12 protein-coding genes are annotated in these 14,323 nt (G+C 38.6%); 1 reads left to right on the forward strand and 11 read right to left on the reverse strand.

Features of this window, described 5'->3' with window-relative positions; all coding sequences use genetic code 11:
• Window positions 1-51 precede the first annotated feature (51 nt).
• From ACMCNP_RS02800 to ACMCNP_RS02830, 7 genes are all read right to left on the reverse strand, one after another.
• Window positions 52-1,701 (reverse strand): ABC1 kinase family protein, encoded by a 1,650-nt coding sequence (locus ACMCNP_RS02800; protein ID WP_419313542.1) that lies wholly within the window; start codon window positions 1,699-1,701, stop codon window positions 52-54.
• On the reverse strand, window positions 1,698-3,122 hold the full coding sequence (locus tag ACMCNP_RS02805; protein ID WP_419313544.1) for a beta-propeller fold lactonase family protein: 1,425 nt from the start codon (window positions 3,120-3,122) through the stop codon (window positions 1,698-1,700). The genes ACMCNP_RS02800 and ACMCNP_RS02805 overlap by 4 nt, the downstream gene beginning before the upstream one ends.
• A gap of 20 nt (window positions 3,123-3,142) precedes the next feature.
• Entirely contained in the window at window positions 3,143-5,155 is a 2,013-nt protein-coding gene (ligA, locus tag ACMCNP_RS02810) for an NAD-dependent DNA ligase LigA (RefSeq protein WP_419313546.1), read from the reverse strand.
• A 69-nt stretch (window positions 5,156-5,224) separates the two neighbouring features.
• Window positions 5,225-7,339: a lytic transglycosylase domain-containing protein gene (locus ACMCNP_RS02815; protein ID WP_419313548.1), complete on the reverse strand. Its 2,115-nt coding sequence runs from the start codon at window positions 7,337-7,339 to the stop codon at window positions 5,225-5,227.
• Between the two features lie 67 nt (window positions 7,340-7,406).
• The gene (gene dapF, locus ACMCNP_RS02820; protein ID WP_419313550.1) at window positions 7,407-8,306 is read right to left on the reverse strand and encodes a diaminopimelate epimerase; all 900 of its coding nucleotides are present in this window, start codon (window positions 8,304-8,306) and stop codon (window positions 7,407-7,409) included.
• A gap of 29 nt (window positions 8,307-8,335) precedes the next feature.
• On the reverse strand, window positions 8,336-8,746 hold the full coding sequence (locus tag ACMCNP_RS02825) for a hypothetical protein (protein ID WP_419313552.1): 411 nt from the start codon (window positions 8,744-8,746) through the stop codon (window positions 8,336-8,338).
• 76 nt (window positions 8,747-8,822) lie between these two features.
• Complete coding sequence (locus ACMCNP_RS02830) at window positions 8,823-9,794, reverse strand: ABC transporter permease (RefSeq protein ID WP_419313554.1); 972 nt, start codon at window positions 9,792-9,794, stop codon at window positions 8,823-8,825.
• A 96-nt stretch (window positions 9,795-9,890) separates the two neighbouring features.
• On the opposite strand from ACMCNP_RS02830, the gene ACMCNP_RS02835 reads away from it, so the two are divergent.
• Window positions 9,891-10,727, forward strand: coding sequence for an ABC transporter permease (locus ACMCNP_RS02835; RefSeq protein ID WP_419313557.1), 837 nt, complete (start codon window positions 9,891-9,893; stop codon window positions 10,725-10,727).
• Window positions 10,728-10,749: 22 nt separating this feature from the next.
• Here ACMCNP_RS02835 and phoU read toward each other — a convergent pair whose 3' ends face one another.
• The 4 genes from phoU to pstC all read right to left on the reverse strand — a co-directional run bounded on the left by phoU (window position 10,750) and on the right by pstC (window position 14,239).
• A complete protein-coding gene (phoU, locus tag ACMCNP_RS02840; protein ID WP_419313559.1) occupies window positions 10,750-11,433 on the reverse strand; it encodes a phosphate signaling complex protein PhoU in 684 nt (227 codons plus the stop codon).
• A 58-nt stretch (window positions 11,434-11,491) separates the two neighbouring features.
• Entirely contained in the window at window positions 11,492-12,247 is a 756-nt protein-coding gene (gene pstB, locus ACMCNP_RS02845; protein WP_419314357.1) for a phosphate ABC transporter ATP-binding protein PstB, read from the reverse strand.
• A gap of 46 nt (window positions 12,248-12,293) precedes the next feature.
• Window positions 12,294-13,226 (reverse strand): PstA family ABC transporter permease, encoded by a 933-nt coding sequence (locus tag ACMCNP_RS02850; RefSeq protein ID WP_419313562.1) that lies wholly within the window; start codon window positions 13,224-13,226, stop codon window positions 12,294-12,296.
• 68 nt (window positions 13,227-13,294) lie between these two features.
• Window positions 13,295-14,239 (reverse strand): phosphate ABC transporter permease subunit PstC, encoded by a 945-nt coding sequence (pstC, locus tag ACMCNP_RS02855; protein WP_419313565.1) that lies wholly within the window; start codon window positions 14,237-14,239, stop codon window positions 13,295-13,297.
• Between the last annotated feature and the right edge of the window lie 84 nt (window positions 14,240-14,323).

Genomic DNA, 14,323 nt, shown 5'->3' on the forward strand with positions numbered 1-14,323 from the left:
GGATAATTATATAAAATTTAACCGAAACGCTAACTATCTATTTTGGGCTGTTTAATCGTCGTTTTTATGCCTGAATATGTCTAAAATAGTTGAATAACCGTACGTGGTCTTTATGGGCAGGCTGAGAGAAATAAAAATAATAAGTGCCGCTACCGAAAGCCCCGCTATTAATAAATATACATTTTTATTCTCTATAAAAACCAGAGCGGATATCGCTCCTATAAAGCAGCCTACGATTGAAGCAATCAGCCTCTTCATTATGTGAATCAAGAAATTCTCTAAGTTGGAGACGTTGGTCGGATGTATTTTTACCTTGAATTCTTCCGCATATGCGGCGCGTATTAATCTTCCGGTATCGCTTACAAGCTCTTTTACCTGATTAAAAGCATTTTTAATAATATTGACCGGCGACATGCTCTCCCCTAAGGGCGTCTCCTTTATATATTTTTTTGCAACCGGAACCATATCCTTGACAAGATTATAAGACGGATCATAGGCCGTACCGATACCCTCGAGAAGCGTTACCGTTTTAAATATATACACAAGATTTTGCGGAAGTTCAAAAGGAAAAGCATAAAAACTTCTCATTATTTCGGTCATTATATCCTGAATTTTTTTATTGGAGATATCTTTCTGATCGAGAACACTATATAGTTTCCTCGCCATCTTTTCTAATAACTGATGGGAAACCTCTTTGTTTATTATACCGAGGACATAATAAGCATCTATTATGCCGGAAATATCCTTGTTAATGCCTGCAAGGACGGCTTTTATAAGATTCTGTTTCGTGTCTTCGGATATATGAACTACAAGACCGAAATCTAACATTACTATTTTACCCTCTTCGTTCACTAAAATATTTCCAGGATGAGGGTCGGCATGTATGATACCACTGACTAAAGATTGATATAGATAGAATTCTACAAGCCTATCAATAATCTTTTTCGGGTCAAGTCCGTTTTTTCTTAATTTCTCAAAACTTGTTATTTTAACGCCATTATGGAAATCCATGACTAAAATATTTTTGGAATTTAGTTCGGGATAAGTCTTAGGTATTATAATAAAATTGAGCCTCTTAGCAATCTTTCTGAATTCCTTCATGTTTTTTGTTTCATGCATTAAATCCATTTCTTCGTATATAGTAACGCTAAATTCCCTTAGCACGACGGAAATAGACTGCATAGATTTATTTTGAGGGAAGAAGATTCTCAGCAGGTTCAAAACGCTTCTCAATGTTACCATATCTATTCTGACGTTCTTCTCTATGTCCGGCCGTATAACCTTGACGATAACGTCTTTGCCGTTATATACCGCCTTATAAACTTGAGCGACGGATGCGGCGGCCAAGGGTTCTTCGCAGAATTCTTCAAATATTTCGCTTATTTTACTGCCCAAACCCTTTTCCATAACAGGCTTTACTTTAGAAAAAGAGACGGGGGGGACTTTATCCTGCAGCGTTGAAAGCGCTTCTAAATAAGTTGCCGGTATGAAATCCGCCCTCGTGGATATAATCTGGGCCAATTTTATAAAAGTAGGTCCTAACGATGCTATTATTTTAGTCAGTCTTCTTGCGGAGTTTAGGTGATATTTCTCACTTAAACTCCGTCTTTTGCCTAAAATTACAAATCTTTTCTGAGTAAAAAGTATAAATATTATAAACGGTATTGCCTTAAATAAGATATAGAGATTTCTTTTTATCAATAGTAATTACCCGTAGAAATTATCGTTACCGTATTAGTGCCGGAATTTACCACAAAACAGTAATGCCCGTCGGGAGAAATAGAGACGGCGGACGGATAATCTCCGACTTTAATTGTTTTAACCACCTCTTCTTTCGCCACGTCTATAACGCTTAATGTGGCATCCTGAGTATTTATGACGTAAAGATACTTGCCGTCCGGTGTTATTGCCTCTGCGGTCGGACCCTTGCCGGTATAAACGGTCGCAAGTTTTCCAAACGGTTTTGGAATATAGCTTGCAGACGGCATATATTTAAACAACCTCTCCCCGGATACGACGGATGACCGCGAGTAATGCGATGTAACGGCCGCCCCGGGTATTCCCGTTACTACGGAAGAAACGGGCGCAACTTTGGCATATACGACAGTCGGCTTTTTGATTTTTATAAAGGCCGCACTTGAATTGGAGGTAACGGTTACGAGTGCAGTACTGCCGTCCGGAGAAATGGCTACGTTCATCGGCCCGACAGGCAGTTTTATTGTTTCTATGTGATTAAAGCTTATTGCATTGTATACGGAAACCGCCATATCTTGATAATTTACCGCAAAAAGCATAGTTCCGTCGGGGGTTAACGCTATAGAAGATGGGTCGGCTAATGTCTTAAAGCTTGTTATCCGTGCAAAATCTTTAGCATTATAAACATAAATCTTATTTTCTTTACCCGAAGCTACGTAAAGATAATCTTTCGGAGAAAACTTCGAAGAAAATGCAACTGAAGTGGGATTCTTACCCGTGTGTATAGTCCTGATAACGCTAAGCGAAGACACGTTTATAACGGAAAGCGAGGAACCGCCGGCATTCGTTACGACGACTATTTTTCCGTTAGGGGAAACGGCAATGCCTTGAGGGCTCTTACCGACTGAAATCTTTTTAATCACGATATTGCGTATCGTATTAATTACGTCAACCCTGTTATTATGAATATTAGTAACAAAAGCCAGCTTTGAATCCGGCGTGAATACGACATTAACAGGACTACCTCCCGTATTTATGTTAAGCGCCTTAGTAAAAGTCGACATATTCAACAGACTGACATTACCTGAAGCCGTGTTACACACATAGGCAAAGGTTAGCGAGGGTGCAACCGCAACCCCTGTGGGACGGGATCCTACTTTAATGGATGCAACCACCCCCTTGGTAGCCATACTCAGGACCGAAACCGTATTGTCGTCGGAATTTGCAACAAGAACGTAATTGCCGTTAGGCGAAAACGTTACTCCGTAAGGAAAATTACCCACGGAGATATTGCCCGTAAGTTTCGGTGCAACAAAGGCACTGGCAGAATTAACGTAGGCAGGTAGAACGGAAAATAAACAAAAAATAAATAGTCCGAAAAAAATAAATGATACCTTACTCTCAATAAAATGCTTTAACTTCATCATAATTTCACCTGTTAAAAAAATTATTTATTAATCAATTCTTTAAAATCATTCTCGTTTATTATGTTGAGGTGTAGTTTGAGGGCTTTATCATATTTAGAACCGGGGTTAGAACCAGCCACGACGTAATCTAATTTCTTCTTAACTGCCTTTTCTACGTTGCCGCCCATATTTTTGACCAATCTCTCCGCTTCGTCTCTGGTAAAATCATCAAATTTACCGGTAAAAATAAAACTTTTGCCGAAAACCCCGCCACCGTCTGCCTTCTCCTTCGGAACATCGGCAATATAAGGTGCGACGCCGACTTCAAAAAGTCCGTTTATAATATTGACATTAGACTCTTCACGAAAGAAACTATATATAGACTTTCCTATTTCTTCGCCTATGCCGAACTTAGAAGAAAGGTCCTCGATAGTTGCGTTTTTAATTGCGTTTACGTCCCCAAAATATTTTACGAGCAAGCCTGCGATATGCTCGCCGACATGTCTTATGCCGAGTGCGTAAATAAATCTATCATATGATATATTCTTGGATTTTTCAATAGCATTAAGGAGATTTTCTTCCGATTTTTTGCCGAAGCCGTCCATACTGCCGATATCACCCCGTTTTAAATAATAAATGTCCAAAACGTTTTTTATTAACCCCGCATCAACTAACTTATCTACTGCTTTTTCGCCGAGACCTTCTATGTCCATTGCTCTCTTGGAAGCAAAATGAACTATAATCCCTTTAATCTGACACGGACACGACAACTCGTTCATGCATCTATATGCCGCTCCGTCTATTATGATGTCGGCGCGGCAGCAGGGGCATTTATCCGGAAGCTCAAAAGCACCGCTGCGCTCCCCCTTTGAAATTACCTTTATTACTTCCGGAATAACGTCTCCGGATCTCTCCACTAAGACCCTGTCCCCTATGTCGATGTTTTTTTTATTTATTTCGTCCTGATTATGAAGCGTTGCCCTTCTCACGACGACTCCGCCTATATTTACGGGGTCTAAAATTGCAACAGGCGTCAGTATTCCCGTTCTGCCGACGGAAATTTCAATATCGACTATGCTTGAAATCTCCTGTTTTGCAGAAAACTTATAAGCGGCCGCCCATCTTGGGCTTTTGGATATTTCGCCTAATTGCTTCTGAAGTAAAATATCGTTTACCTTTATAACGATACCGTCTATTTCAAACGGCAATGCATCCCTTATTTTTGCAATATCGTCGAAAAAATCCAAGGCACCCCTTATGCCCATTACAACCCTTATGTTTTTATCTATGTTTATTCCGAGAGATTTTAATTTATCCATCAATTCTATTTGAGTCTTAAAGGTTAATTCCTTCGAACAGCCCCCTATGCCATATCCAAACATAACGAGATTCCGATTTGACGTAATTTTAGAATCAAGCTGTCTTATGCTGCCGGAAGCGGCATTGCGCGGATTGGCAAAAGGGCTGAGGCCGTTCTTAATCCTTTCTTTGTTAAGTTTCTTAAAACCGTTCTTGTCCATTATAACCTCACCCCGTACTTCTAAATGGCCAATATCCTTGTAAAGCCTGAGCGGTACAGTGCGTATAGTCCTCAAATTTACCGTTACGTCTTCGCCTGTTATCCCGTCACCCCTCGTAGAACCCTGAACCAAAACGGCATTTTCATAGACAAGCTCCACCGCAAGACCGTCAAATTTAAGCTCGCACTCGTATTCTATTTCAGCATCGATATCATATCCCAGAAATCTCTTAATCCTGCCGTCAAAATCTATGACGTCGTCTTTGGAATAGGTATTGCTTAAAGAAAGCATGTGAGTACCATGCTTAACCTGACTGAATTTTTCGCTTACAGCCCCGCCGATCCTTTTAGACGGTGAATCTTCCCTCGCATATTGCGGGTATTCGTCTTCCAATTCCGCAAGTTCCTTAATTAATCCGTCAAACTCGTAATCGGAAATAACGGGGTCTTCCAACATATAATAACGGTAATTATGGTAGTTTACGGCATCGGTCAATTCGTCTATTCTTTTCTTTGCCTCTAAATCGTTTTTCATTGCGATATTGGATCCTAATATTTGTTAAAATATTTAATGCTTTAAATTCAAACGAAAATTTGACATCATTTAATAATGCCCGTATATTAAATTATAGATATAGTAATTAGCCAGAACCGCCTTTACATAATGCCTCGTCTGTTTAACCGGAATCAATTCTATAAATAGAGAAGGGTCGTATTTTTTCGGCAAATTGTTTTTCCAGTATGCAACGGCAAGGGGTCCCGCATTATAAGACGCTATCGCCAAATATTTTCTGTTATTAAATCTGTTAAGCAAAATTTTCAGGTAATAAGAGCCGAAATTTATGTTGACGTTTTTTTTATACAACATAGCGGGATTAAAATCATAGCGCCCTACCCGTTTCGCAATATAATAGCCCGTAGGGGGTATTATCTGCATAAGTCCGATGGCATCTGCACTCGAATAGCTTGTCGGATCGTAAAGACTTTCTTGCCTCATTATCGCATAAATAAGATTTGCCTGAACGCCGTAAGAGACGGAATACCTGTGGACATAATTATAATACGGCCTCGGATAAAGAACGGTTAAAAATCGCTTATTCAAAAGTAAAAATCTGTATCTAAAATTATAAATCAAATTGGAGGCTAAGCTAATCGCCGCTTCGTAATTTCTCGTTTTATAAAGCATATAAACCACGGGAACCGCTAATTTCTCGACGGAATAGACGGGATATGTGCCCGTCTTTGCGGCGTCGTGTTTGACCTTTCTGAACCGCTGTTTTCTAAGCTCGGAAATAAATCCTCGCGTAGAAATGTTTGCAAGATGATAAAGCTTCAAATTTAAAAAGGCCTTGAGTCTTTTAAACTTAATATTTAATTCCTGATTTTTTTTTAAATATATCCTTAATGCCGGCATATATTTAAAAGCCATATCCGCAAACTTGTTACCGCTGTCGGATATCCCGTATGCCCTGTCGTAACGTATTCCTTCCCTGCTGCCGTCTATCATAACGACGGACATAACGCCGTAATAAGAATATCTGAGCAGTTTGGAACCCCTTATTATATTAAAATAAAAAGAGGCCTCATGTACAAATCCTAATTTTTTAAGAATAACTCCATACCAAAAAAGGAATTTTGTGGTACTTTCGTTTACGGCATCGTCTACGATAAAAAACGACTTTAATACTTTTGCGGCATTGACGAGCCTTCCGTTTTTTAAATTATTCAATACCATGCTCCAGACGACTGTTTTATATGCATTCATCGCATCTTTATTCAAATAACCATATTTTCTCGCCGTATTATTAAAAATATCAATGGCTTTTTGAGAATCGTGCAATGTGCGATAGTAATAATATGCCTCAAGATTTAATAATTCCGACCGTTTTACTCCGTAATATCGATAACATGTTATATCATTATCGCTATTCAGGCAACTTTTAACGTCCTTCAAAAACAGAGGACTTTTAATTCCCGCTAAATCTTTAAGGATTATAAATCTCATACGCCTGTTTATGTCGTTTTCACCATGGTCTCCCGCTTTCCTTAAAACGGAAAGAGATTCGGAGTAATAAGAACCGTAATACAGATTGATTCCGCGCCTTATCTTTTGAGGCTCGGTAAGGCTCGCCGTCTTAAAACGGATATTATGCTTCTTGGAAAAAAGCGGATAGTCTATGTAAGTTTTTAACAAATATTTATTTGCCCGGGCATACTCCTTTAACTTATGGTAAACCTCATATATTTTAAACATTGAGCGCGACCGCAAGCCCTGTTTCAGGGAATATCTTGTCACATATTTCAAATTTGATATTTCGGAATAAGGATAACCGCTTCCCCCCTCGGAAATCGCAAGATAAAAAACCGCATTTTCATGAAAAAAGGCCCCTCCGTCGGAACCGATAAGTTTTGAGAGAACATATTTTGCCTTTCGGTACTCTTTAAGCTTTAAAAGGCATATCCCCTCATAGTAGAGGGCATATCCCCTTAATAATCTTCCCTTTACGGTATAAAGCCAGAATAGTCCGGCCGCCCTTTTATAATTGCCGTGTTTATAATCCTTATAAGCATTCTTAAAGTAAATCTCGTTTGAATAATTTATACTGGGATAATTGTTTATTTTTAAAAGGTTGACGAAATTAATAGAATAAGACGGCTTTAAATTAAATAATGCCGAGGCAATAAAGGTAAGTATTATAGCGGTAAAAAACTTATGCATATGTCATATATACGGCATGTACGATAGATTAAGAATATCATTATATTAAAATGCCCGTATCCTTTTTTTACTTATAGGTAAAGTTATAATATCCGGTAAATACCTCTTCCGCCGGACCGGTCATATAAATACCATCCGTCAACTCCCCTGATATCTTAAGGGTTCCACCGTATAAGTTCACATTTAGACCGTTCTGCTTTATTTTGCCGATCTTTTTCATAACTGAATATACGGCACATGCGCCGGTTCCACATGCCAGCGTTTCCCCTGACCCTCTTTCCCATGTCCTTACAAGGACATTTTTAGGGTCCTGAACCTGAACAAATTCCACGTTTACCTTTTTCGGAAAAAGTTTGTCGTTTTCGACAAGGGGACCGTAAAAACCTACATCTAAACCTTTTACGTCGTTTACGAATATAACGCAGTGTGGATTACCCATAGAAACGCATGATATATCAAAATCCATCCCGCCGACGGTAAGTTTCTCTAAAATAATTTCGGACTTTTTAAAATATGCGGGGATTTTGTCAGTTTTAAATGCAGGAAACCCCATAAACACCTTGACATCCATTACAACGTCGCTGGACAAGAAAAGCTCCACGATTTTTATCCCTGCAAGGGTTTCTATATTTATAGTCTTTTCATTAATAAGATTATAGTCGTACACATATTTTGCAAAGCACCTTATGCCGTTGCCACACATCTCTCCTTCCGAGCCGTCGACGTTAAACACGCGCATGCGAAAATCCGCCTTAACGTCGCTATCCTTCCTTGCCTTTGCCGACGGCGGCAATATTATTATAATACCGTCGGACCCGACTCCAAAATGCCTGTCGCTTATCTTTATGGCCAACTCCTTGTAAAAATTGGTATCATTGTTAGATATAGGATCCGGAAGATCGTTCATTGCGTCAATATACAGGTAATCGTTGCCTGCACCGTGAAGTTTAGTAAATTTGATATTCATATTTTATCTTGCTCATCTAAAAGTTAGTTTTAATTTTGAATGTTATTCAGCACGTTTTTCAATGAAATATTTCCTTTGGCCGTAAAACTGTATGCTATAACTATCCCGTTTTTTATGACTACGTCGAGCTTCTGTTCATATTTTTTCATAGAAGCAGTAAGTATTTCATTCCCAATATGTGTATATCCGTTGTAATAAAACCTGTATTTATAAACTACGGTATTCGAGGTCCGCGGTTTTTTTTCTATTGAATAAGGAGAACCCAACATAGAAATCAACTGTGATTTGGTTGTAGTTCCGTTGATTATTTTATTAACTTTATTCGGCACGATGGGTTTGCCTTGCATGCTCCTTGTCGTTGCGCAACCGGTTAAAGCAATGGCGGATATTCCCGCAACTAAAAAAAATAAGAAAAGCTTGCCTGTCACTATAGTTTTCATGTTAATCACCTTTTTATATTATTTGTTATTGTAGCATAACGACGATATGATTCAACATATAATTATGATTTTAAATTCAATTGCGCAGCCGAGGATCAACTATGGCATAAGTTATGTCGGCTAAAAGATTGCCGATAAGAGTAAGCACCGCTCCTATTACCAATATACCCATTATAGTAGGATAGTCGCGGGCGAGAACGCTCTGATAAAAAAGCCTGCCCATTCCGTTTATGTCAAATATCGTCTCTATTATCACGCTGCCGCCTATAAGCCCCGGAATACTTAATCCCAGTATCGTTATAAAAGGTATAAGTGCATTTTTCATGGCATGTTTATAAATAACAACCTGTTCCTTCAGCCCTTTAGCCCTTGCAGTCATGATATATTCCTGTCTGTAAACCTCAAGCATATTTCCTCTTAAGTATCTTGAAAGTCCGGCAATACCTCCGAATCCGGCGACAAAAACCGGCATCGCAAGATGCTTCGCAATATCGAAAATCTTTCCCCACCACGTAAGAAAATTGTAATTCACGGAGGTTATACCCCCTATAGGCAAAATATGCAAATCTATTCCAAAAAAAATAATCATAAGAAGCGCTACCCAGAAAGAGGGTGCCGCAAATCCTATAAATACCAAAACCGTAGAAATCTTATCAAAAAACGAGTTCTGCTTTATCGCCGATATAACGCCTAACGGTATGGAAAATACAAATATAAAAATAGTCGCCAGCGCATTGATGAGAATAGTAATACCTATCGTCCGCTCAATTTCGGTTATAACAGGCTCATGATTTGCGGTAAACGACACGCCGAAATTAAGGGTTGTTATTCTTCTCAGCCAGTCAAAATACTGCGTTAATAACGGCTTATTCAACCCGTACAACTTTGCAAGCATTAACCTTGAAGATGCGGATACTTTAGGGTTCAAACCCAGCTGCTCCGTCAAGGGGTTTCCCGGCGCAAGATGTATAACGAAAAAAGATACCAACGTGATACCTATTAAAATAGGTATCATAAATAAAATTCTTTTGGCTATATATATTCCCATTTTTATATTTATTTTCTGTTCAAATTTATTATACAATAATTTAAATATAATTTCATGACAACTATAGAACAACTAATTTTTATTCCGGGTTAACACATGAACGAAATTATCAACGCCTTCAAAAAAAATAAGCTCGCTCTGGTTTCGCTGATATTCATATTGTCCATCATATTGACAGCCATACTTGCACCATATATCACCCCATATAATCCTGACAAAATAGATGTAAATGCAATCTTGCTGCCGCCCTCCTTCGCCCATCTGCTTGGAACGGACCAACTTGGGAGAGATGCATTGTCAAGACTCATTTACGGCAGTAGAATTTCTATAGAAGTCGGCTTCATAGCCGTTTCCATCTCGCTTTTCGTAGGTGTTTTGATAGGCGCATGTGCAGGCTATTACGCCGGTATAACCGACGGAATTTTAATGAGATTCGTAGACATTATGCTGACCTTCCCTTCGTTCTTTTTAATTCTCGCAATAAGCGCCATACTGAAACCGTCTATAATAAATATAATGATAATAATAGGCCTGACTTCATGGATGGGAATCGCAAGAATCGTCAGGGCGGAGTTTATACAAAATAGAGAAAAAGACTATGTACTTGCCGCAAGGGCCGCAGGGGCTTCGGACGGATACATAATGTTTTTCGAAATTATGCCCAATACCATCACTCCTATTTTGGTTTCGGCAACTCTCGGCATTGCGATGGCAATACTGACGCAGGCATCTCTTGCTTTTCTGGGAATAGGCACAATGCCTCCTACCCCGAGTTGGGGCGGAATGTTGTCTGGCGGAAAAACATACATAATGGTCGCATGGTGGCTGACTCTTTTCCCCGGAATTGCTATTTTATTAACCGTGCTGAGCTTTAATTTAATAGGGGAAGCGGTAAGGAATGCATTGGATCCAAGATACTTAGGGGAAAAGTAAAATAATGAGATATTTACTCATCCTAAAATTCTGGTAAATTTCTTAAATCTTTGCCTAAATCCATATAGAACAACAGCTCCATAATCTTCTGGGCATGGTCGGCAAATCTTTCATATTTTCGCGCAATAAATATATACGTTATATTGTTTTCAAGAACTGCCAAATTTTTAATAGAAGTATTTACGATATCTATTACTATCTTGTGAGATAACACGTCTATAACGTTTTCGTCTTTTATAATAATATCCTTCAAACCTAAATTTTCTCTGACGCCGTCCGCATACATTTTTATTACCATTCTCAACATTTCATCTCCCCTTGAAGCGGCATCCTCAAGATAAGAATAAATACATTTAAATTCCCCGGAAGACGATGAGGCTTTATCGGTCAGTTTGAGACCGATTTGACACACCGATGCACATAAATCCGCCATCCTTTCAAGGTCGGTTATTATCTTCATAGACGTGGTTATGAACATAAGGTCCTTAGCCTTTGGTTGATACAATGCGAGAAGTTTTATACAGTTTTCATTTATACCGACTTCAAGAGAATTAACTTTAAGATCGTTTTTGATCGTGTCTTCGGCAAATTTTTTATCCTTTTCAAGCAAAAACCTTATTGAGCTGTTGAGCTGATAGTTAACAAGCGTACTCATCTCTACAACGTCCTTTTTTAATTTCATAATTTCATCATCTAATACATTCAACTGTAATCTCCTTTCTTCATATAAAAGTATTATTTTATATTAAAAATTAATTATGAAATCAATACCTGCTTGTTATAAAATCCTCGGTTCTTTTGTCCTTAGGCCTCGTAAAAAAACTTCCCGCCTCGCTAAATTCTATAAGTTCTCCGTCTAAGAAAAAACCGCTGTAATCAGAAATTCTACCCGCCTGTTGAATATTATGACTTGCAACTATTATAGTATAATACTTTTTAAATGAATTTATCAAATCTAAAATAACGCTCGTCGATATCGGGTCTAAATAAGCCGTCGGCTCGTCCATCAAAAGTATAGACGGATTAGTTGCAATAGCCCTTGCTATGCAAAGCCTCTGCTGCTGCCCTCCCGAAAGAGACAGTGCCGGCTTATTGAGTTTATCCTTTACCTGATCGTAAAGCGCTGAATATTTTAGACACTTTTCTACACGTTCTACTATAAAATCCTTGTCTTTAATGCCGTGTATTTTTAATCCAAAGGCTACATTGTCGAAAATAGACTTAGGGAACGGATTGGGGTTTTGAAATACCATCCCTATATCTCTCCTTAATTCAACGACATCCACGGACTTATCGTATATATTTTTTCCGTTTATTAAAACCTCTCCGGTCAATTTAGATCCTTCAGTATAGTCATTCATTCTATTGAGAGTTCTTAGGAATGTAGACTTGCCGCAACCGGACGGACCAAGAAGCGTACATACGGAATTTTTTTTAAAATAAAGATTAATATTCTTTAAAAGATGATAACTTCCGTAAAAAAAATTTAAGTTTTTAACATCTACTATAATATTATCCATGTCTCTTTCGTTTGTGTTATTTTCAGGCATGTTATTTTTATTTCCCCTATAAAATAAATCTCTTAGTTAAATAGCTTATTAACCTCAGCCCCAAATCTATAATTAAAATAAATAAAAGCAGCACAACCGATGCGGCTTCAGCTTTATAGTGTAGTATTTTAGACGGCTCGTGAATATATATAAATATGAGCATAGCCATATCTCCCACCGCTCCGCCGGAACCGGTAACGCCGGTAGGTAAACCGGTGTTATAATAGTTAGTGAACAAAAGCGGGGCAGTCTGCCCGATTATATTCATCACACCTAATAAAATCCCTATAAAAATACCGCCCATCGCAGCCTTCACTATGACGGCTTCCGTAGCCTGCCATTTTGTCGCTCCCATGGCAAGGGCACCCTCTACATAGCTTGCCGGAATATGATTAACCGCTTGTTCGGTAAGAAGCGTAATAATAGGAGTCATAATAAAACCGAGCGTAAGTCCGCCGGCAAGCGCCGAAAATCCTAAATGAAAACCCGGTCCTGCGTTTGTGGAGAAAATGTAAAAACCGACGATCCCCCAGACGACCGATGGAATTCCAAGCATAAGTTCGTTTAAAAGCCTTAGAATACCGTTTGTCCTCTTTTTGCCGAAAAGAGATAGGTACAAGCCGGTTCCGATTCCTAATGGAATAGCAAGAGTAGAAGATATTACGATAAGATAGACGTCTCCTATGATGGCATTCAGCATACCCCCTTTAGCGCCTATCGGAAAACCGGTCGGTAGCGTAGAAACAAAATTCCAGTTGAGATATTGATGTCCTACCGCTATGGCTTCATATATAATATGAAAAACGGGGAAAGAACCTATTATAAAAGCTATTACCGCAAAAAACGCGGCAATGTTGTTGTAAATTTTTTTCCTTTTAAGGTATCCCTTATTCACCGGAAACGCCGTCATATGCCCATCGTCATTTCTAATGTCGGTAGTTTTTTCCATAAATTACTCTCAAGAAATAGAACTTAATTATAAGATAATGTACGATAATTTAGCTTTGCCGGTAAAATTCAACCGCCGCCGAAATGAGATCTGTTAAACTTGCCCCCTATTACCCTGTCCAATATATTTCTTCCTATTATATTGACTATAAGGCTTATCAGTAACAGTATTAGAGCAAGTTCTACTTCTGCGGACGCATATATGGGATTTATTACGGCAAAAGTAAACGTGTTCGCAAGCAACGACGATATAGTATAACCTACGCTGAATAAAGATTTAGGGATAATAGCCTGATTTCCTATTAAAAGCACTACCGCTATAGTCTCTCCCACCGCCCTTCCGAAGCCCAGAACTATTCCGCCATATATCCCGTTCAAAGCATAGGGCAAAGAAACATCCTTTATTACGTCAAGCCGTGTGGCGCCCATGGCAAGGGCACCGTCCTTTGCTATTTTTGGAACGGAAGCCAAAGAATCCTTGGTGATAGACGCTATAATAGGCAAAATCATAAACATTACCACAATACTTGCGGCAAGTATTCCGTATCCGATATTTTCTTCAACCCTCAAAAACGGAATATACGAAAAATGCTTGTTAAAAAACGGTTCAATTGATGACCTCAACCACGGAACCACGACCAATACGCCCCATACACCAAAAATGACGCTGGGTATACCCGCTAATATTTCTATTATTACGGTGAAAATTCCCATTAAAAAATGCGGACAGTATTCCTGAAGAAATATTCCTATGCCGAAACTTAACGGTATGGCGAATACAAGGGCTATAAGAGTAACGGCAAGCGTTCCTGCAATAAAAGTAAGGGCGCCGAAAATCTCTCTTGGCGGGTTCCATTCTTTAACCCATAAAAAAGAAATACCATATCTCATAATCGCCGGGTAACTATAATACAATATAATTGCAACAGCGATTAAAAAAATGGAAATTACGGATAGAACGAAAAACGATAGAATAAATCTAAAAAGGTCGTCTTTATATTTTAAGGTAAACATTAATGTATCACGAGTATAATATATAATTTAAAAAATTTTTATAATTATAGCATATTCATTTTAATTTTTCTAAAAAAATTAGCC

The sequence above is a fragment of the Candidatus Acidulodesulfobacterium sp. H_13 genome (genome assembly GCF_048541835.1).
Classification (GTDB): Bacteria; SZUA-79; SZUA-79; order Acidulodesulfobacterales; family Acidulodesulfobacteraceae; genus QIJE01.